21 protein-coding genes are annotated in these 19,285 nt (G+C 64.6%); 12 read left to right on the forward strand and 9 right to left on the reverse strand.

Annotation, left to right across the window (positions count from 1 at the left end; all coding sequences use genetic code 11):
- Positions 1 to 30 precede the first annotated feature (30 nt).
- Positions 31 to 885 carry an SDR family NAD(P)-dependent oxidoreductase gene (locus AC4LGL_RS09635; protein WP_491838514.1) on the forward strand — a complete coding sequence of 285 codons (855 nt, stop codon included), beginning with the start codon at positions 31 to 33 and terminating at the stop codon, positions 883 to 885.
- Positions 886 to 1,001: 116 nt separating this feature from the next.
- Complete coding sequence (locus tag AC4LGL_RS09640; RefSeq protein WP_491838515.1) at positions 1,002 to 2,066, forward strand: phosphotransferase family protein; 1,065 nt, start codon at positions 1,002 to 1,004, stop codon at positions 2,064 to 2,066.
- 10 nt (positions 2,067 to 2,076) lie between these two features.
- Here AC4LGL_RS09640 and AC4LGL_RS09645 read toward each other — a convergent pair whose 3' ends face one another.
- Complete coding sequence (locus AC4LGL_RS09645) at positions 2,077 to 2,838, reverse strand: sulfite exporter TauE/SafE family protein (RefSeq protein ID WP_055112567.1); 762 nt, start codon at positions 2,836 to 2,838, stop codon at positions 2,077 to 2,079.
- Between the two features lie 231 nt (positions 2,839 to 3,069).
- Here AC4LGL_RS09645 and AC4LGL_RS09650 point away from each other — a divergent pair, with 231 nt between their 5' ends.
- A complete protein-coding gene (locus AC4LGL_RS09650; protein WP_418022589.1) occupies positions 3,070 to 3,525 on the forward strand; it encodes a 2-isopropylmalate synthase in 456 nt (151 codons plus the stop codon).
- Positions 3,526 to 3,530: 5 nt separating this feature from the next.
- Here AC4LGL_RS09650 and AC4LGL_RS09655 read toward each other — a convergent pair whose 3' ends face one another.
- The 3 genes from AC4LGL_RS09655 to AC4LGL_RS09665 form a co-directional block, all read right to left on the reverse strand.
- Positions 3,531 to 4,196 (reverse strand): nitroreductase, encoded by a 666-nt coding sequence (locus AC4LGL_RS09655; RefSeq protein WP_491839315.1) that lies wholly within the window; start codon positions 4,194 to 4,196, stop codon positions 3,531 to 3,533.
- A gap of 97 nt (positions 4,197 to 4,293) precedes the next feature.
- Positions 4,294 to 4,773, reverse strand: coding sequence for a MarR family winged helix-turn-helix transcriptional regulator (locus tag AC4LGL_RS09660; protein WP_418022588.1), 480 nt, complete (start codon positions 4,771 to 4,773; stop codon positions 4,294 to 4,296).
- 96 nt (positions 4,774 to 4,869) lie between these two features.
- Complete coding sequence (locus tag AC4LGL_RS09665; RefSeq protein WP_491838516.1) at positions 4,870 to 6,351, reverse strand: cytochrome P450; 1,482 nt, start codon at positions 6,349 to 6,351, stop codon at positions 4,870 to 4,872.
- A gap of 128 nt (positions 6,352 to 6,479) precedes the next feature.
- Between AC4LGL_RS09665 and AC4LGL_RS09670 the strand changes: the two genes are divergently transcribed.
- Together AC4LGL_RS09670 and AC4LGL_RS09675 are read left to right on the forward strand one after the other, a co-directional pair.
- Positions 6,480 to 7,133 carry a TetR/AcrR family transcriptional regulator gene (locus AC4LGL_RS09670; protein ID WP_135359838.1) on the forward strand — a complete coding sequence of 218 codons (654 nt, stop codon included), beginning with the start codon at positions 6,480 to 6,482 and terminating at the stop codon, positions 7,131 to 7,133.
- Between the two features lie 22 nt (positions 7,134 to 7,155).
- Positions 7,156 to 8,037, forward strand: coding sequence for an SDR family oxidoreductase (locus tag AC4LGL_RS09675; protein WP_491838517.1), 882 nt, complete (start codon positions 7,156 to 7,158; stop codon positions 8,035 to 8,037).
- Here AC4LGL_RS09675 and AC4LGL_RS09680 read toward each other — a convergent pair.
- The 3 genes from AC4LGL_RS09680 to AC4LGL_RS09690 are packed head-to-tail and all read right to left on the reverse strand — an operon-like array spanning position 8,034 to position 10,918.
- The gene (locus tag AC4LGL_RS09680) at positions 8,034 to 9,212 is read right to left on the reverse strand and encodes an AAA family ATPase (protein WP_491838518.1); all 1,179 of its coding nucleotides are present in this window, start codon (positions 9,210 to 9,212) and stop codon (positions 8,034 to 8,036) included. The two genes, AC4LGL_RS09675 and AC4LGL_RS09680, sit on opposite strands and share 4 nt — an antisense overlap.
- A 10-nt stretch (positions 9,213 to 9,222) precedes the next feature.
- Positions 9,223 to 10,296, reverse strand: coding sequence for a DNA polymerase IV (locus AC4LGL_RS09685; RefSeq protein WP_491838519.1), 1,074 nt, complete (start codon positions 10,294 to 10,296; stop codon positions 9,223 to 9,225).
- Positions 10,297 to 10,300: 4 nt separating this feature from the next.
- Positions 10,301 to 10,918 (reverse strand): TetR/AcrR family transcriptional regulator, encoded by a 618-nt coding sequence (locus AC4LGL_RS09690; protein ID WP_491838520.1) that lies wholly within the window; start codon positions 10,916 to 10,918, stop codon positions 10,301 to 10,303.
- 90 nt (positions 10,919 to 11,008) lie between these two features.
- Here AC4LGL_RS09690 and AC4LGL_RS09695 point away from each other — a divergent pair, with 90 nt between their 5' ends.
- From AC4LGL_RS09695 to nrdE, 4 genes are all read left to right on the forward strand, one after another.
- Complete coding sequence (locus AC4LGL_RS09695; protein WP_491838521.1) at positions 11,009 to 11,551, forward strand: NADPH-dependent FMN reductase; 543 nt, start codon at positions 11,009 to 11,011, stop codon at positions 11,549 to 11,551.
- 502 nt (positions 11,552 to 12,053) lie between these two features.
- Positions 12,054 to 12,293: a redoxin NrdH gene (locus tag AC4LGL_RS09700; protein ID WP_055112584.1), complete on the forward strand. Its 240-nt coding sequence runs from the start codon at positions 12,054 to 12,056 to the stop codon at positions 12,291 to 12,293.
- 40 nt (positions 12,294 to 12,333) lie between these two features.
- Entirely contained in the window at positions 12,334 to 12,786 is a 453-nt protein-coding gene (gene nrdI / locus AC4LGL_RS09705; protein ID WP_135359842.1) for a class Ib ribonucleoside-diphosphate reductase assembly flavoprotein NrdI, read from the forward strand.
- Entirely contained in the window at positions 12,753 to 14,921 is a 2,169-nt protein-coding gene (nrdE, locus tag AC4LGL_RS09710) for a class 1b ribonucleoside-diphosphate reductase subunit alpha (RefSeq protein ID WP_491838522.1), read from the forward strand. Before nrdI ends, nrdE begins: the two co-directional genes overlap by 34 nt.
- Before the next feature lie 105 nt (positions 14,922 to 15,026).
- On the opposite strand, the gene AC4LGL_RS09715 is transcribed toward nrdE, so the two are convergent.
- A complete protein-coding gene (locus AC4LGL_RS09715; protein WP_491838523.1) occupies positions 15,027 to 15,860 on the reverse strand; it encodes a MerR family transcriptional regulator in 834 nt (277 codons plus the stop codon).
- 207 nt (positions 15,861 to 16,067) lie between these two features.
- Between AC4LGL_RS09715 and AC4LGL_RS09720 the strand changes: the two genes are divergently transcribed.
- The gene (locus AC4LGL_RS09720) at positions 16,068 to 17,426 is read left to right on the forward strand and encodes an SMI1/KNR4 family protein (RefSeq protein ID WP_491838524.1); all 1,359 of its coding nucleotides are present in this window, start codon (positions 16,068 to 16,070) and stop codon (positions 17,424 to 17,426) included.
- Positions 17,427 to 17,474: 48 nt separating this feature from the next.
- Here AC4LGL_RS09720 and AC4LGL_RS09725 read toward each other — a convergent pair whose 3' ends face one another.
- Positions 17,475 to 18,365 carry a hypothetical protein gene (locus AC4LGL_RS09725; protein ID WP_491838525.1) on the reverse strand — a complete coding sequence of 297 codons (891 nt, stop codon included), beginning with the start codon at positions 18,363 to 18,365 and terminating at the stop codon, positions 17,475 to 17,477.
- Between the two features lie 115 nt (positions 18,366 to 18,480).
- On the opposite strand from AC4LGL_RS09725, the gene AC4LGL_RS09730 reads away from it, so the two are divergent.
- Both AC4LGL_RS09730 and AC4LGL_RS09735 read left to right on the forward strand, forming a co-directional pair.
- Positions 18,481 to 18,645, forward strand: coding sequence for a hypothetical protein (locus AC4LGL_RS09730; RefSeq protein WP_491838526.1), 165 nt, complete (start codon positions 18,481 to 18,483; stop codon positions 18,643 to 18,645).
- A gap of 67 nt (positions 18,646 to 18,712) precedes the next feature.
- The gene (locus AC4LGL_RS09735) at positions 18,713 to 19,279 is read left to right on the forward strand and encodes a metallophosphoesterase family protein (RefSeq protein ID WP_491838527.1); all 567 of its coding nucleotides are present in this window, start codon (positions 18,713 to 18,715) and stop codon (positions 19,277 to 19,279) included.
- Positions 19,280 to 19,285: the final 6 nt, after the last annotated feature.

Raw genomic sequence — 19,285 nt, forward strand, 5'->3', positions numbered from 1 at the left:
AGGTAAATGGATTTACGCGACAAGGTGGTAGTGCTGACCGCCGCCGGCGGGGGCATAGGGCGTTCGGTTGCACGGATCTTCGGGCGCTCGGGTTCTCATGTCGTGGTGTCCGACCGCGACAGTGCCGCAGCCAGGGCTGTTGCCGACGAGATCGTTGCCGGCGGGGGTAGGGCAACAGGGGTCGGGTGTGACGTCTCGGTCGATGAAGACGTCGCTTCGTTGGCGAATGTCGTGAACCAGATCGGGCCTGTCGACGTGCTGTTCAACAATGCGGGCGTGGCCGCTGCCGGCCCGATCGGCAAAATCCCGCTCGACGACTGGCGATGGATTTTCGAGGTCAACGTGCTCGGGCAGGTTCGCGCGATCAACGCGTTCCTCCCTGGGATGGCCGATCGCAGGTCGGGGCTGATCATCAACACGTCGTCCAGCCTCGCGTTGTTCCCTGAGGCGCCGTTACTGCTGCCGTATATCTGTTCCAAGGCAGGTATTCTCGGATTCACCGAAGCATTGTCCTTGATGTGCACCCCGCTGGGTATCCGGGTGATGGTGCTCGCTCCGCATATCACCGAAACCAACTTTCTGTTCAGCGCCCGACTGAGCGGAATCGAGCCCGAACAGGCAATGCAGATACTGCCGCTTTCCGAGGTGCAACCACCTGAGGCGGTGGCCGATGCACTCTTCCGTGCGATAGCGGCGGGCGAATTCCTGGCCACAAACGCCCCAGACGCCGACTCATTACTGTTGGACCGGGCAGCCGACCGCTTTGAGCCCAAAGTTCGGTCATGCGCCAGTTTGGCCGATCCGATCGCCGGCCTAGCCGGCTTGCTTGCTGGAGCCCGCAATCCTGGGCGGGCGGTCGGTACCAGTGACCGGCTCAGTGATTGACGACGATCAATGATTTGCCGATGAATTCCATCTGTGCATGAGGTGGGATGGGCATCCGCACAGCTCGTTTGGTCCGGGGCCCGCCGGGTTTGGGGCACGGATGGCACTATGTCTGCATGCCCGGAGACGCGCCAGAGTTACCGACGTTGAGCGAGGCTGATCAGGCCGCACTGGAGAAATGGCTGCGGGAGCAGCAAATCGGATCGACGGTGACCGACGTGGCGCCGCTGACCGGCGGAACCCAGAACATCGTCGTGGGCATGTGTGTCGACGGACGTCGAATGGTATTGCGGCGCCCCCCTTTGCACCCACGCCCGACGAGCGACAAGACCATGCTGCGGGAGATCGCCGTACTGCGGACGCTGGCCGGATCGGCCGTGCCGCATCCGGGATTCATCGCCGCCTGCACCGATCTCGACGTGATCGGCGTGGTGTTCTACCTGATGGAGGAGGTCGACGGGTTCAACCCGGGGACCGATGTGAGTGACGCCTACCGCGACGACGCTGACCTGCGCTACCGGGTCGGGCTGTCCTATGCCGGGAGCCTGGCGGAGCTGGGCAATGTCGAGTGGGAGAACAGCGAGCTCGCCGCCATCCGCCGGCCGGGATCGTTTCTGGCCCGCCAGGTTCCGCAGTTCCTCGGACTGCTCGACAGCTACCGCCACGAGCACTACTCGTCCGAGTCGTTGACGGGCGTGGGCGATCTGGCGCAGTGGCTGGAGGACAACCGCCCGCCCGACGCCGAACCCGGCATCATGCACGGCGACGCGCACCTCAACAACGTCCTGCTGCGCCGCGAGACTCCTGAACTGGCCGCGTTCATCGATTGGGAGATGTGCACGATCGGCGATCCGCTGCTCGATCTCGGGTGGATGCTCGTGTGCTGGCCGGATGATCCCAATCCGATCAACGCGGGCTCGGCACTGGCAGCGCTCGGCGGACTGGCTCACCGCAGCGAATTGATCGAGGCGTACCGGGCCGCCGGAGGCCGACAGACCGACCGGCTGGATTGGTATGTGGCGCTGGCATGTTTCAAACTCGGCATCGTCATCGAGGGAACCTGGTCGCGATACCTGGCCGGGCGAGCCAGCCGCGACGCCGGTGAGCAACTGCACGCTTCGGCGGAGAACCTGCTTGTGCTCGGAACACGGGTGGCCAAGGGGGACAACCCCTTCGAATAGTCATGGGTCGTCAGTAGGTGTCGAGCGCGAGCTTGACGGCAAGTGCGACTCCCGCCGCGCCGATCAGAAACCGCAATGGGGTGGCGGGTGCGTGGCGCACCACGATCGGACCCAGTCGGGAGCCGATCAGGCATCCGATGCCCAGCGGCACCACCGCGCCCCAGTGCACCGGAGCGAAGAACACGAAGATGAGCGCGGCGACGGCGTTGGCGACGCCGGAGATGACATTCTTACCCGCATTGGCATGCGCCAGCGTTGCACCACCCGCACGAAGCAACAGCGCGAGCAGCAGCACCCCGGCCGCCGCTCCGAAATAGCCGCCGTAGATGGTGATCAGGAAGATGGCGGCGGCTTCCGACGCCGCCCGGATCCGGTGCTGATTATGGTTGGCGATGCGGGCTTCGCGGTGTTCGCGGCGCGGCAGCAGGATTGCCACGGACGCGAAACCGATCAGGATCGGCACCACCCGTTCGAACCCCTCAGCCGGGGTGGACAGCAGTAGTGCCGCCCCCGCCACGCCGCCGAGCGCGGCGACAGGAATGATCCGCTTGAGCCAGGCCCCCTGTCCGGCCAGTTCTGGCCGTGAGCCCCAGACCGAACCGACACCGTTGAACACCACAGCCACGGTGTTGGTCACGTTCGCCGTCACCGGGGGCAACCCGACCATCAGCAGCGCGGGGTAAGTGGCCACGGAGGCCAGCCCGGCGATGCTGCCGGTGAGTCCGCCGGCAATCCCGGCGAAAAAGAGCAGTGCAACGTCGGCGATGCTCATGCGGCGTCCACTCCGCCGAGACTACGTAGCCAAAAAGTGTTTGCGTGACCGGACGGGCTGCGTCTAGCATCGCCAACGTGCCAAGGCGACTTGTAGTAGCAACCCGCAGCGGGGTCTGATCAGACCGACCCCCCGCTGTGGGTCGTTCGCTACTTCGTCGGTCACTTCCTCTGAGCAAGAGAAGACCGGCACATGTATCTCACTTCACCAGCACCGCAATCGGGTGATCCGATGTCATTCTCGGCCCACTTCACCACCCCGTTGCCGCGCGACCTCCGCGATGCGGGCGAATCGACATCCTGGGAGCAGTTCCTGGGCGAATATTCGCCGTCGGCGGGCCCACTGCGACTGGGGCACTTCAGTTGCGCCGACGAGCGCAGGACAGGCAGCCGCCTCGGCCCGCAGGCCCGCAGCTACCGGGCGACGCTGGCCATCGGCGACGAAATCGCCACCTCGACCGCGGCGGCCAGCGGGCCCGTGGCGGCGCTGACCGCGATGCTGCATGACCGCGGCGTCAGCGTCGAGACCACCTCGTTCCACCAACTGCCCGCCGCGGGGCAGACCGCCACCTTCATCGAAGGTTGCGACGGTCTGCATCGCCGATGGGCCGTGGGACTGTCCGACGACCCGGTGCAGTCGGCCCTGTCCGCGGTGATCGCCTGCGCCAACCGGCTGATGGCGGCCTGAGCGAGTTAGCCGTCGACTACGGTGACCGTTTCGTCCAGTGGCGCGCGGCCGGTCCGAACGTAGGGGACAGTTGGGTCCTCATAGCCAATGGACATGCCGCAGAACAGGATTAGTTCAGGTGGAGGGGTGAGGACGTCGGCGACGGTGCCGCGGACTTGAGACCACGCCATCTGAGGACAGCTGTGCAGTCCCTCGGCACGTAGCAGCAGCATGACGGTCTGCAGGTACATCCCGAGGTCCGCCCACTGCGCGGGGCCCAGATCACGGTCGATATAGCAGAACAGCGCGGCCGGTGCGCCGAAGCAGTCCCAGTTGGCGATCGCGGCGCGTTGGCGGGCGTCCCAGTCGTCGCGGGCAATGCCGAGGGCGCTGTAGCGCTCCTTGCCGAAGGCCGCGCGACGGTCGCCGTAGAGCGCTTTCATGTCGGTGGGGTACATCTCGTACTCCCGCTCGTCCCAGGGTTCGCCGTTGGCCACGCGTTCCGTGGCCCGTTTCTTGAGCTCGGCCAGCGGAGCGCCGGTGACCACGTAGATGTGCCAGGGCTGGATGTTCGAGGCGGACGGCGACCAGGCGGCGGCCGTCAGCACATGCTGTAGAACCTCGGTGGGGACGGGCTGATCAGTGAATCCGCGTACCGCCCGTCGGCTGGTGACCGCGTCGTAGACGTCAATCATGGCGTGCCTCCCGGATAGATTGTCGCGTTTGCGACTATCTCATTCAAGACGGTAGTGGCGCGAATTATTCCCGGGTGTGGTTGCGCGAGGTTGACTACGGCTCCGGTGGCGGGCTCAGACGGATCAGGAGTTCTTTCAGTTGCTCGACGTCGCCTGGTGGCATCGCGGCAACCAGGCGTTCGGCCAGAGGCCGCGCCGCTACATGTGCGGCGTCGAAAAGCTCCAGGCCTTTCGGGGTGACCTCGACCGCCCGCACCCGCCGGTCACCCGGAACCGGTTTGCGCACCGCTAGGCCCTTGTGTTCCAGGTCGTCGATGACTCGCATGATTGCCGACTTGTCGGACCCGGTGGCCTCTACGAGATCCCGTTGTTCCGTCGGGCCGTGATTGACGAGCTCGAGCAGGACCGCGAAATGGCGCATCTCGATGCCGAGGGGTGCAAGTGCCTCCGACATCACGGCCGACGCATGCCAGTGGGCCCGCCTCAGCAGCAATCCGAGGGCGAACGGCGAGGTATCGCCGGCGCGATCGGTCGCGCGCGGCGTCGATGCCTCCTTGACTTCATCGGCGGTCATGTCGCGACGTTAGACGCCTGGAGCGCCGAATGGCCAGTTATCGCACGGCGATACGTCTAACGCGTGCGACAACTGGCCAATGGGCCATCGAATGCCTCAGTGCAGCGGGCGCAGCACGATCGGCATGCCGTCGATCGGCACCGGCATGCCGCCGTAGTCGTAGTGCGGCTGGTAGTCCGGGCTCGCGAGCTCGAGCTTGTAGCGACGCAGCAGCCGGTGCATCACGGTCTTGATCTCCAACTGGCCGAATACCATGCCGATGCACTTGTGCGCGCCACCGCCGAACGGGGCGAACGCGTAGCGGTGGCTCTTGTGTTCGCTGCGCGGCTCGGCGAAACGCTCCGGGTCGAACTTGTCCGGGTCGGTCCACAGCTCTGGCAGCCGGTGGTTGATCGAAGGCCACGTCACCACGCTGGTGCCGGCCGGGATGAAGTAGCCCAGCAGCTCGGTGTCGCGCACGGCCTCGCGGAAGTTGAACGGCAGCGGTGTCTGCATCCGCAACGACTCGTTGATCACCAGGTCGTAGGTTTCCAGCTTGTCCAGCGCCTCGAAGTCCACTGGCCCGTCGCCGATCCGCGCCGAATCGTCGCGCATGCGCTCTTGCCACTCCGGATTGGCCGCCAGGTGGTAGGCCATCGTCGTCATGGTCGATGTGGACGTGTCGTGGGCGGCCATCATCAGGAAGATCATGTGGCTGATGATCTGGTCGTCGGTGAAGCTCTGGCCGTCCTCGTCGGCGGAATGACACAGCACGCTGAACATGTCGGTGCTCTCCGACTGTCGCTTCTCCCCGATGCGGCTGGCGAAGTAGTCCTCGAGAGTCTTGCGGGCCTGGATGCCCCGCCACCATTTCAGCGGCGGCACCGACGTGCGGACGATCGCGTTGCCGGCCCGCGTGGTGGTGGTGAACGCATTGTTGATCGTGGTGACCAGCGCGCGGTCGGTCCCCGCCGGCACGCCCATGAACACCTCCGAGGCGATGTCGAGGGTGAGTTCCTTCATCGCCGGATGTACCAGGAAGCGCGGGTCGTTGGCCACCCAATCGTCGGCCAGCACTCTCGAAGCCACCGAATCGATGTGGGAGATGTAGCCGGACAGCCGGGAGCGGGTGAACGCCTCCTGCATGATCCGGCGATGGAACATGTGCTCGTCGAAGTCGAGCAGCATCAGGCCGCCTTCGAAGAACGGGCCGATCACCGGATCCCAGGCGCGCTGAGAGAAATCCTTGTTGCGGTTGGAGAAGACCGCCTGGGTGGCGTCGGGGCCCAGCGCCATCACCGAGGACAGGGCGGGGGACTGCGCGTAGTAGAGCGGGCCGTTCTTGCGGTACTGCTCCAGGATGTAGTCGGGACCGCCACGGAAGATCTCGATCATGTGGCCGATGATCGGCAAACCGGAGTCGCCCATGATCGGCTTGAGGCCGCTGCCGGCGGGGGGTTCGGCGAAGACGAACTGGTCCCACTCCTTGGCCTTGAGGCGCTTTTCGAGCACGCCCATTCCCGGCAACGTGTTGGGCGTCGGGGTGAACCGACGCTTGGCCTGATCGAGCAGGTAATGCGGGGTGCTGATGGTTGTCATGGGCCGCTCCTGACCAACAAAGTCCGACGAAGTGTGGTCGATGTCACCACTTGAGGCCATCCTGACTGTCAGACTTGACGCATGTCAAGTTTTGAACTGGCGCGTCGTGGATGCAAAGGTCTAATGCCATGACCGCCGAATCGATACCGGGGAGCAGCAATGGCTCCACCGGGCGTCCGCAGGCCCGTCGCAGCCGTGGTGACCGGCAACGCGAGGCCATCGTGACGGCTGTGCGGGAACTGCTCGAGGAGCAGTCGTTCGCGGATTTGTCGGTGAGCACCATCAGCGAACGCGCCGGGGTGGCCCGGTCGGGCTTCTACTTCTACTTCGATTCGAAGTACGCGGTGCTGGCAGTGATCGTGTCTGACGCGATGGAACAACTCGCCGCGTTGACCCACAACTACGCGCCCCGCGACGCCGGTGAAACGCCAGCCGCCTTCGCCAAGCGGATGGTCGGAAGCGCGGCCACCGTCTTCGCGACCAACGATCCGATCATGTCGGCCTGCACCGTCGCGCAGAACACCGACGCCCAGATCCGCGAGTTGATGAACGACTACGAGGACGCGGTGATCGACCAGATCGTGGGCCTGGTCGAACAAGACGCCGGTGCCCGTCCGATCTCGGATGACCTCCCGGCCCTGGTCCGTACCCTTGTGGCGACCACGGCGATGACGCTTTCGCACGACTCCGCCTTCGTCGGGCGGGGAACCGACCCGGCCCGTGCGCTCGACGTGGTCGAGCGACTGTGGCTCAACGCACTGTGGGGCGGCCAGGACGGTTAGCGCCACAGGTAAGGTCACCGCTATGGGGAGTGATACCGCGGGTAACGCCCGGGCGGACTTTTCGGGGAAAAAGTGCTTGATCACCGGCGCAGCCAGCGGCATCGGCCGGGCTACCGCCCTTGCCCTGGCGGCCCGGGGTGCTGAGCTGTACCTGACCGACCGCGATGAGGTCGGATTGGCCCAGACCGTCGCCGACGCCAAGGCGCTCGGCGCCGAGGTGCCCGCCCACCGAGCGCTGGATATCTCCGACTACGACCAGGTGGCGGCATTCGCTGCCGACATCCATGCCGCCCATGCGTCGATGGATGTGGTCATGAATATCGCCGGGGTATCGGCCTGGGGGACCGTCGACCAACTCACCCACCAACACTGGCGCTCGATGATCGACGTCAACCTGATGGGCCCGATCCACGTGATCGAGACATTCCTGCCGCCGATGGTGCAGGCTCGCCGCGGCGGGCACCTGGTGAACGTGTCCTCGGCCGCCGGCATCGTGGCGCTGCCCTGGCACAGCGCTTACAGCGCGAGCAAGTACGGGCTGCGTGGACTGAGTGAAGTGCTGCGTTTCGACCTGGCGCGGCATCGCATCGGGGTGTCGGTCGTGGTGCCGGGTGCGGTGAAAACCGGTCTGGTGCAGACGGTTCAGATCGCCGGTGTAGATCGGGAAGATCCGAACGTACAGAAATGGGTGGACCGGTTCGCCGGCCACGCCATCTCTGCGGAGAAGGCGGCCGACAAGATCCTGGCCGGGATGGCGCGCAACCGGTTTTTGATCTACACGTCGGTCGACATCCGCGCCCTGTACGCCTTCAAGCGCGTCGCGTGGTGGCCGTACAGTGTGGCCATGCGGCAGGTCAACGTGCTCTTCAGCCGGGCACTACGGCCGAAATCCGTGCAGCGCTAGCGTTTTCCCCAGTGCCACGAGGGCGTGTTCAGCATGCCGAACCCGTCCACCTTCGTCTCACCCCACTGCTTGTAGAGCTCGACCTCGATCGCGGAGCTCCGCTGCTCATCGGCCGCCGGCGTGGTCTCCAGGAAGTCCAGTAGTGCGCGCGAATGCGTCACCACGACCACCTGGGACTGCTTGGCGGCCGTGCGGATCAGCGATGCCAGCGGTCGGACCAGATCGGGGTGCAGCGACGTCTCGGGCTCGTTGAGCACCATCAGCGATGGTGGCCGGGGGCTGGCCAGCGCCGTCGCCCACAGCAGGAAACGCAGTGTGCCATCCGATAATTCGGCTGCACGCAACGGTCGCAGCATGCCGCGCTGGCGCAGCTGCAGATCGAACAGTCCGTCGTTGACCGCCACCGAGATGGTGGCGCCGTCGAAGGCGTCGGCTACTGCACGGGCCAGATCGTCGAACGTCGTCTCGATGATCGTCTGCACCGCCGCGGCCAGATCCGAGCCGTCGTCGGAGAGCACCGGGGTACGGGTACCGACATGCGGCTGGCGGGCGGGTGCGGCGGCATCGACCCGGAACCCGTCGTAGAACCGCCAGTCGCGCAACCGGTCCGACACCGCCGACAGCTCCGGAAGCGCGTCCGGATGTGCGTACTCGGCGAGCAGGCTGCGGTAGGAGGGCAGTGAACGGGTCAATTCATCGAAACCCCGACCAGACTGGGCGGCCACCTCGGCGTACTCGCGGGTGCGGCGCACCAGCGCCGAGGCCGGACGCAGCACCGGCCCGGCGAAGACCACCTCGCGCTTGATCTCCGGATCGAGCGCGAACGCGGACGGCTCACCGCCCGACCCGGCCATCTGCGGCAGGCCGAGATCCACCAGATAGCCGAAATCATCTGCAGAGAAACCGAGTTCGAGGGACACGGGGCGGGTTCGTGTGGTGCCCTGGGCATGCTCGGACGGCTGTTCCGGGCCCGCCCACAGCACCGATTGCAGCCCGCCCTCGCGGGCCAGCGACCCGATCACTTGGCCCCGCCCGCAGTCCGCCAGTAGCCTCAGCGCCCGATAGATGGAGGACTTTCCGGTGCCGTTGGCGCCGGTGACCACGGTGAGCTCGGCCAGCGGGAGGATCACCTCCCGTAGCGAGCGGTAGCCCCGGATCGCGATGGTCTGCAGCATGGCGTCGAGGCTATTGGTCGGTTCCGACAATCGGGGCGGTGGGAAGCTCGTCCATGGACAGTTCGAGCCGAACACCCAGCAGTCGGATCGGCCGGTCCAACTCGAACTGATCGAAGACCGCCAGCGCAGTGTCGGTGATCGCGTCGGCGTCGGTGCTCGGTGAACTCAGCTTGCGGATCTTGGTGCGGGTGTAGAACGTGCTGGTACGCACCGTGACTGCCACCCGGGTGACGATGCGTCCCTGTTCCACCACCTCGTCGAGGGTCCGCCGGGCCAGGTCCCGGATCGCGTCGTCCATCTCACTGCGGTCGGTGAGGTCCTCGGCGAAGGTGATGACGTGGCTGCGTGACCGTGGAATCCACGGCTCGGAGCTCACCTCACTGTCGCCGCCGCCCTTGGCGAGCAGCAAGATCCACAGCCCCGTACTGGGCCCGAAGGCTGCGGTGAGCACGGTGGCGTCGGTGGCAGCCAGATCGGCCACCGTGGTGATGCCCAGCGTCGCAAGCTTTTTGGTGGTCTTGGGGCCGATGCCCCACAGCGCATCGGTCGGACGGTCACCCATCACCGACATCCAATTGGTCTCGGTGAGCAGGTAGACACCCGCCGGTTTGGCCAGGCCGGTAGCCACCTTCGCGCGTTGCTTGTTGTCGCTGATACCCACCGAGCAGGACAAGCCGGTCTCGGCGGCGATCACCATGCGGATGCGCTCGGCCAACTCGACCGGGTCGACCGGGGCTTTCGGGTCGATGCCGATAAAGGCCTCGTCCCAGCCCCACACCTCCAGCGGGTGGCCGAGATCGCGCAGGAGACCCATGACCTGTTCGGAGGCCGCGTCGTAGGCATCGGGGTCTGACGGCAGGAAGGTGGCGTCAGGGCATCTGCGCGCCGCGGTGCGCAGCGGCATCCCGGCGTGCACCCCGAACGCGCGTGCCTCGTACGACGCACAGGTGACCACCTTGCGGGGCTCGGTGGGATCACCGCTGCCGCCGACGATGACCGGCAGGCCTTGAAGTTCAGGGTGGCGCCGCAACTCGACCGAGGCCAGGAACTGGTCCAGGTCGACATGCAGCACCCAGGCGGTCATGGCGCTAGTGGCCACACAACTTGCGGGCGGTGTCCTGCCAGGCAGTCGTCAGGTGATCGAGGCTCCGCCCGGCGGACAGTTGGTGCTCCAGATAGTCGGGGTTCAGAAGTGCGATCAGGGCGTCGGTTTGGGCGTCGAGATCACCTGTGGTGCCGGCGGTTTCGAGCAGCATTCGGACGTGGGTGCGGTGCAGGGTGAACGGGCCGGAGAAGCGCAGCGCAGGATCACGGATGGCGTCGGACAGCAGCGCTCGATGGTTGTGGACGAATCGGAGGCGATCCGCGCCGTAGGCCAGCAGCCGTTCCAACGGTGGTGCGCCGGGGCCCAGCGGGGGTGGGCCGAACATGAAGGCGTCCTGCTCGGCGGTCTCGTCCTCGTCGAGGAGCACCATCATCAGACCGGCACGGCTGCCGAACCTGCGGAACACCGTGCCTTTCCCGACGCCGGCCTCGACCGCGATATCGTCGGTACTGACCGCGTCGGGGCCGCGGTCGGCGATGAGCCGGCGCGCGGCGTCGAGGATAAGGGCGCGGTTCCGGGCGGCGTCGACGCGCCCTGGGCCGCGTTCCTGTGGCGCCGGGTCGATGCCCATGAGCCGGGTAGGGCGGTCGGAGGCTGCCACCACTGAACTTTAACTCAGCTGGAATTAATCGGACCACAGTCCGGTTGATCGTTGCGAGAATCGGGCGAGTCGAACAAAAGGAGCGTGAACATGGCCGATACCAAGGTGCTGGTGTTGGTAGGGAGCTTGCGGGCGGCGTCGGTCAACCGGCAGATCGCCGAGCTGGCAGTGGAGCAGGCGCCCGACGGAGTGGAACTGCGCATCTTTGATCGGCTGGGGGAGCTGCCCTTCTATAACGAGGACATCGACACCGATGAGGTGGCCGAGTCGGTGGTCGCCCTGCGGGCGGCAGCCGGCGAGGCCGACGCCGCGCTCGTCGTCACCCCCGAATACAACGGCAGCATCCCCGGTGTGTTGAAGAACGCCATCGATTGGCTGTCGCGGCCGTTCGGCAACGGCGCGCTCAAGGACAAGCCGCTGGCGGTCGTCGGGGCGGCGCTCGGGCAGTACGGCGGCGTGTGGGCACATGACGAGACTCGTAAATCGTTCGGCATCGCCGGGCCGCGCGTGGTCGAAGATCTGAAGCTGTCGGTGCCGTCCAAGTCGCTCGACGGCAAGCACCCCAGGGAGAACGCCGAGGTGGCGGAGGCGCTGCGTGACATTGTGAGCAAGCTCACAACCGAGGTCGGCTGAGGGGTCGTCTTCGCGTTTTGCCGTTTGCGCCGCTTTCCGGCAAAATCTTGCCGCCGGCTGGGTCGTTCAGACCCGGCCGGCGGCTTTGCTATTAGGGGGGCTCGCGCGGTGCGGCGGCCGGACTTGTCGGTGGCTGGTGGTACATCTAGGGGTGCCGCGCGACACGGTCTGTCAAGTCGGGCGCGACACGCCGCGAACGTGGTTGCTGGCAAGCTTACGACCAGGGAATTTCAGAAATGTTATTCAGAACATGTTGTATGGCTTCGAACTGTCGGCCACTAGGTGTAGTGTCTGTGAGACCGACAGGCCACCACAGTTCGGGAGCCGGCCGGAGCGTAGCGAATCCGGCCGAGTCGGTTTCAAGACCAGCCGGAGAGCGGCTTCGACCGGCAGGAATTTTGGCGGCCCGAAGGTCGCTGAACTTAAGCGAAACGTAAGACCCGATCAGTTGCCAGTCACCTGTCTAGTTTTTTCACTTTCCGCAAGAGGAGCCGTACCGAAGATGACCGTCACCGTGTACACCAAGCCCGCATGCGTGCAGTGCAACGCCACCTACAAGGCGTTGGAGAAGCAGGGCATCGAGTTCGAGAAGGTCGACATCACCCTCGACAGCGAGGCCCGCGACTACGTCATGGCGCTCGGTTACCTGCAGGCCCCCGTTGTGGTGGCCGGTAACGACCACTGGTCGGGCTTCCGTCCCGATCGGATCAAGGCACTGAGCACGGTCGCGGCGACCGCATAACGGAAGGCATCACCACCACGGGGGAAGGACGGAGAACACGATGAGCCATCTCGTCTACTTCTCCAGCGTCTCGGAGAACACCCACCGCTTCGTCCAGAAGCTGGGATGGCCCGAAGATCGCGTCACCCGGATCCCGCTGCACGGCCGCATCGAGGTGGACGAGCCCTACGTTCTGATTCTGCCCACCTACGGCGGCGGCCGTGCCACCCCCGACATCGACAACGGTGGCTACGTCCCCAAGCAGGTCATCGCCTTTCTGAACAATGAACACAATCGGTCGTTGATCCGCGGCGTCATCGCCGCGGGCAACAACAACTTCGGTGCGGAGTTCGCGTACGCGGGCAATGTTGTCTCGCGCAAATGCGGCGTCCCGTACCTGTATCGCTTCGAACTCATGGGAACCCCGGACGACGTCGAAGCAGTCCGTGCGGGGTTGAAAGACTTTTGGAAGGACCAGACGTGCCACCAACCGTCACAGCTGCAGAGCCTGTAACCGCTCCTGGGCACACCCTGCCCGGAGAGACGGATTACCACGCGCTCAACGCGATGCTGAATCTGTACGACGCCGACGGCAAGATTCAGTTCGACAAGGATGTGCGGGCTGCGCGGGAGTACTTCCTGCAGCACGTCAACCAGAACACGGTGTTCTTCCACAGCCAGGACGAGAAGCTCGATTACCTGATCGAGAAGGAGTACTACGAGCGCGAGGTGCTCGACCAGTACAGCCGCAACTTCGTCAAGAGCCTGCTGGATCGGGCCTACGCCAAGAAGTTCCGGTTCCCGACCTTCCTCGGTGCGTTCAAGTACTACACCTCCTACACGCTCAAGACCTTCGACGGGAAGCGCTACCTGGAGCGTTTCGAAGATCGCGTCGTGATGGTGGCACTGACGCTGGCCGCCGGTGACACAGTGCTGGCCGAGAAGCTCGTCGACGAGATCATCGACGGCCGCTTCCAGCCGGCCACCCCGACGTTCCTCAACTCGGGTAAGAAGCAGCGCGGCGAGCCGGTGTCCTGCTTCCTGCTGCGCATCGAGGACAACATGGAGTCCATCGGGCGCTCGATCAACTCTGCCTTGCAGCTGTCCAAGCGCGGTGGTGGAGTTGCCCTGCTGCTGACCAACATTCGTGAGCACGGCGCCCCGATCAAGAACATCGAGAACCAGAGCTCGGGCGTCATCCCGATCATGAAGCTGTTGGAGGACTCGTTCTCCTACGCCAACCAGCTGGGAGCCCGTCAGGGCGCCGGTGCGGTGTACCTGCACGCACACCATCCCGACATCTACCGGTTCCTCGACACCAAGCGCGAGAACGCCGACGAGAAGATCCGGATCAAGACGCTCTCGCTGGGTGTCGTGATCCCGGACATCACCTTCGAGCTGGCCAAGAAGAACGAGGACATGTACCTCTTCTCGCCGTACGACGTCGAGAAGGTCTACGGCGTTCCGTTCGCCGACATCTCGGTGACCGAGAAGTACTACGAGATGGTCGACGACGCGCGGATCCGCAAGACGAAGATCAAGGCGCGCGAGTTCTTCCAGACGCTGGCCGAGCTGCAGTTCGAGTCGGGCTACCCGTACATCATGTACGAGGACACGGTGAACCGGGCCAACCCGATTGCCGGCAAGATCACCCACTCCAACCTGTGCTCGGAGATCCTGCAGGTCTCGACCGCCTCGGAGTTCAATGACGATCTGTCCTACTCCAAGGTGGGCAAGGACATCTCGTGCAACCTCGGGTCGATGAACATCGCCAAGACGATGGATTCACCGGACTTCGCGCAGTCCATCGAGGTGGCCATCCGGGCGCTGACCGCGGTGAGCGATCAGACGCACATCTGGTCGGTGCCGTCGATCGAGCAGGGCAACAACAGCTCGCACGCGATCGGCCTGGGGCAGATGAACCTGCACGGCTACCTGGCCCGCGAGCGGATCCATTACGGCTCCGAAGAGGGCATCGACTTCACCAACATCTACTTCTACACCGTGCTGTTCCACGCGCTGCGGGCGTCGAATCTCATTGCGATCGAACGCGGTACGAGCTTCGGCGGGTTCGAGGACTCGAAGTACGCGTCGGGGGAGTTCTTCGACAAATACACCGATCAGGCATGGGAGCCGGCCACCGACAAGGTCCGGCAGATCTTCGCCGATGCGGAGATCCACATCCCGACACAGGACGACTGGAAGCAGTTGAAGGAGTCGGTGCAGAAGCACGGCATCTACAACCAGAACCTGCAGGCCGTCCCGCCGACCGGGTCGATCTCGTACATCAACCACTCGACGTCGTCGATCCACCCGGTGGCGAGCAAGATTGAGATCCGTAAGGAAGGCAAGATCGGCCGGGTCTACTACCCGGCGCCGTATCTGACCAACGACAACCTGGAGTATTACCAGGACGCGTATGAGATCGGGTACCAGAAGATCATCGACACCTACGCCGCGGCCACCCAGCACGTGGACCAGGGTCTTTCGCTGACGTTGTTCTTCAAGGACACCGCCGACACCCGCGAGGTCAACAAGGCGCAGATCTACGCCTGGCGCAAGGGAATCAAGACGCTCTACTACATCCGGTTGCGTCAGATGGCGCTGGAGGGAACCGAAGTCGAGGGTTGCGTCAGCTGCATGTTGTGACGCAGCTTTGAGCGGCTCGAATGGCCAGTTATTGCACGCAAATCACGAAAAGGTGTGCAACAACTGGCCATTCGGCATCAGAGGGCTGTGCGCCGGTAGGCCGGTCTACTGAACCGGCACGTACACCTTTGTCCGAAGGCGGTCCTCGGGCACGTCGCGTGGGTCGTCGAGGTACACGTTGTAGTGGTGTGTCGTGATGTCGTCGGCGGTACGCGTCAGGGTCAACCCGTGCTCGGCCATGTACGCGCCGATGAGCTCGTGCGCCCGCGGGATCGCCTCGGCGTACGGCCCCGTGACGCTGGCCACCACGGCCCGTCGAGCGGGGACAACGAGCACGCTCAGCGGATCCCGTGCCGTGGTGTCGGCGGGAACCTCGACGAACACCGATTCATCGACATCCGATTCGCGGAACTCGTCGTCGTGCTCGATGCATCCGCCCAACATGCCCGGTGTGACGTCCTGCTCGGCGAGGGCGGGCATGAACCGCGCCCACAACTGCCCCTCAGCGGCGTAGTTCGGAACGGTGTCCCGCAGGTACACGATCGTGCGGGCGGGAACGGTCTCTTGGGTGACGGTGTCCGTCATGGTGAGCTCCTTCTCGGAAAGTAGATGGTCGATGAGCCGGAGCCGCGCGCTGGCCTCCTCGGCTGCCGCGACCAGTTCGATGCGTTGGGCCGCGAGGGCCGCGTCGAACGCCGCGGTGCCGCGAATGGCGAGCAGGGCTCCGATGGCGGACACGCCGAACCCGATGTCGCGGAGCCGCCGGATCGCGGCCGCGTCGGCCAGCTGAGCCGCGGCGTACCGGCGGTAGCCGCTGATCGCGTCCACCTGCGCGGGCACCAGGACACCGTGAGTGTCGTAGTGGCGCAGCATGCGAACGGAGATACGGCTCAGCGAGGAGAACCTGCCGATTGATATCAAAGACGGGGTGTCGGTCACGGCTACGACTGTGCCCTCTCACATGGTGTCAGAGTCAAGCCCGGCATGCCCGCGCGTTTCTGCGCCAGACGGCCCCGGCATTTCGCTGACACTCAGGTCGAGTGGCCAGTTGTTGCAGGCAAATCTCGAAAAGAGGTGTGATAACTAGCCATTCGGTATTGGAAGAACGTGGGATCGCAGGTCGGTTCGGCCTCTAGACTCCGGCGAATGGCCACACTGCGTGATCTGAGCACCTGGTTGCCCGCCCTCGACGCGCAGCTGCGGTCCGCGCCGCGCGGTGTCAACGTCGTTGAGTTCAGGGGGAGCTTTGAGCGGCACGGGGCCGGCGGCGTGCTACTCATGGATGGCAAATCCCCAGGGCGCGACGATCAGTCCCATCGCAGGCTGTTCGATGAGTTGTTGACTATTGCCAAGCGGTTCGAGGTCGAGCGCGCGGGTATTATCCTGCGGTCCAGCAGATCCGGCCTTCGTGAAGTTGACCTCGTCGAGCGGCCGGTTTGTGTCGAGGAATCTCGTTACCCTCAGTCCCGCGTAGAGCCAGGTGTGCTCGTCTTGAAGGAGGGGGCCCAGCCCGGCCTCTATCGCCGTCAGCCCGACCTGACCCTGACGGTGGGTCCTGCGCCCAGCGCCGACCCGGCCGCGCTGAGCCGGTTGGTCACCCAGCAGAACCCGCATGCCACACCGGCTGCAGCCGAGGAGTTGGCGGCGGCGGAAGCGCAACTCGGAGTTCCCTTGACCGAAGAGGTCAGGGCCATCTACCTGACCGCTGGGAGCGGTTACATCAGCGGCGGTGAAGGCCGCAGCTACAACGGCATGGAGATCATCCCGCTCGACGACACCTGGACGCGGAACATGTTCAATCCCGTGCAAGCTGGGTCGATCTGGTGGTATGCGGCAGAGATGTCACTCGGACCGGATCCTGCGGAGCGGATTCAACCGTTGGGCTGGACGCCGCTGTGGTTCCCCGTCGGCCACGACGGGGGCGGCAATATCTACGCCGCCGACCTTGCGCCAGCGGCGCAAGGGTATCGAGGCCAAGTCGTCTACCTGGACCACGAGTCTCCCGCCGGGGCGATGTACTGCAGCGACTCGTTCACCGAAATGCTGGTGCACGGCCGCGAAGGCACCCACAGCTGGCCCGTCGAGGACGGGGCCACGGCCTCCATCGATGACTGGAATGCCGACACCGAGGTGCTCGGTATCAGTAAGGGCGACGCTCCCGTCGACCTTGGTCCGCTGCTTGATCATCCACGGATTCACGCCATCTGGGCTCACTCCGGGGCACTGGCCGACCCGCGACAGCTCACACGCTTTCCCGCGCTGGACTTTCTGTCGATGAGATTGGCCGAGTGGCGCGTCCTCCTCGACGCTGGACTCGTCCCGCAGCAGTTACTCGCCGCCGAAATCGTTGATGACGACCACGACCTCGGGGCGACGGTCACGACGGCCAATGACCTGCTCAGCCTCTTCGGCAGACCACTTATCGAGGTGACGCAGATGCGTGGATGGCGGAAGCGGAACTTGATGGACAGTCTGCGCGAAATACGTTGGAATACGGAGGGATAAGCTGTTCCTGCCTTGACGCTCCCCCTGGAAGATCCGGCCTGGCATCGATCAGATCGGCACCCAGAACGGTTCCGGACCGAGTGCGGTGTTGAACTCCGCGATCTTGGCCGGGGTTGTGTATGTGATGTCCATATTGTCGCTGTTCCACGCGACGTAGAAGCGCTCCTCGAGTTCGGGCGGGGCGAAGATCGGTGCGAGCTGTTCGATCAGCCCGTTGGGTAGGTATTTGCGATACAGGGTGAAGGCCAGCGAGTATCGGGCAGCGCCCATCTCGAATTCGATGACGGCATTGGGCATCGGGTCATAGTCGGGACCCTGCGGGTAGTCGCCGGTCATGTCACAGCTGATCTGTCGCAACGGCCCGGTATATCCGCTGAGTCGGGCGAATTCACTCACGATCTCGAATGCATCGTCGTCGTAGAACTCCTGGTTGGCGAAGAACGCGAGGTGACGAAACGGTGGATCCCGTTCGTCCCCCAGCTCTTCTAGAACCATCAGCACAGAGGGGATGTCCATGTCTTCGAATACGTCGGTATGTTCAGCGCACTCGACGACCTCGTCGTCGGTTACCTCGTCAGAGTCGACAACCCCGGCGGCTTTCAGCAAGGCGAATGTTGACAGCAGTTGTTCCCGCAGCTCCGGCGTCAGCGGGTGCCGCCACTCGGGTCTATCGGCCTCGTCCGGGTCCGGTAGGTCGGGCAGCCAGGACGGCGGCTCGGCATCGCGGGCCTCCCGAAATTCCTTGTAGGACTGTCGCAAGGACCAGATGCCAACCGCTAGAAATCCCCAGCCGAGTAGCTGGGTCGGTATGGCGGCGTCCGGAATGAACTCAATCCCGACCCAGCCCATGTAAAGGGCAAGCCCCAGATATGCGGGCGGACCAATCCAGCGCAGCTGGTACAGCGTCCGATCGAACAGCCTCCACCACCGCGAGTTCATCGCGCAATCATGCCCGACTGACGGGTACGCCATTACGAGTAGCCTGAAGCTCGCTTGAACGCGTACCTAGATCGACAGATGGTGTTCATGTGAACCTGTCAGACATCATGTTCCGATGTCGACAACCGTTGAGGCGGTACTTGTCACCGCTCTGGTGCTCGGGATTGTCGCCGCCATACTCGGTCTGATCTACGCATGGGAGAAGTGGGGCAAAGGCACTCGATTGGAGCAGCGCATGGATCGCTTCTTCGATCGCCTCAGCGATATGTTCGGCCGGTAGCGTCGGCGACGACTCCAGGGGCGAAAGTCGGTCGCGAGGTGTCGGGCTTGCCCGCTACCGTCCGCGGGTGGACTTCTTCACCGCCGATCTGCACCTCGCGCATCCGAAGCTGGCGGGCTTGCGCGGGTTCGACACCGTGGCCGCGCACGATGCCGCGGTGATGGCGCCGCTGTACCGGCTCGATCCGACACAGGACACGCTGTGGGTGCTCGGTGACGTTTGTGCCGGCGGTGTGGCGTCGATGGAATCGGCTCTGGCGCAGCTGAGCACGCTGCGGGTGCCGATGCACCTCGTGACCGGCAATCACGATCCGGTGCATCCGATGTACCGGGGCGCACAGAAGCATTTCGCCGCCTACGCCGCGGTGTTCGCGAGCGTGCAGCAGGTGGCGCGGACGAAGGTGGGTGGAGAGGGCGTGATGCTCAGCCACTTCCCGTACGTCGACGTTCCGGACAGGTTGTCGCGCAAGAACTTCGATCAATATCAGTTGCCGAACCTGGGGATGTGGTTGATCCACGGACACACCCACTCCGATGAGCCACGGTCGGGAAAGCGGTCGATCTGCGTGTCGCTGGAGGCGTGGGATCGGTGGCCGGCATCGGCTGAGGAGATCGCCGTGGAGATGCAGCGCTGACGCCGA

It is taken from the genome of Mycolicibacterium arcueilense, from assembly GCF_058536225.1.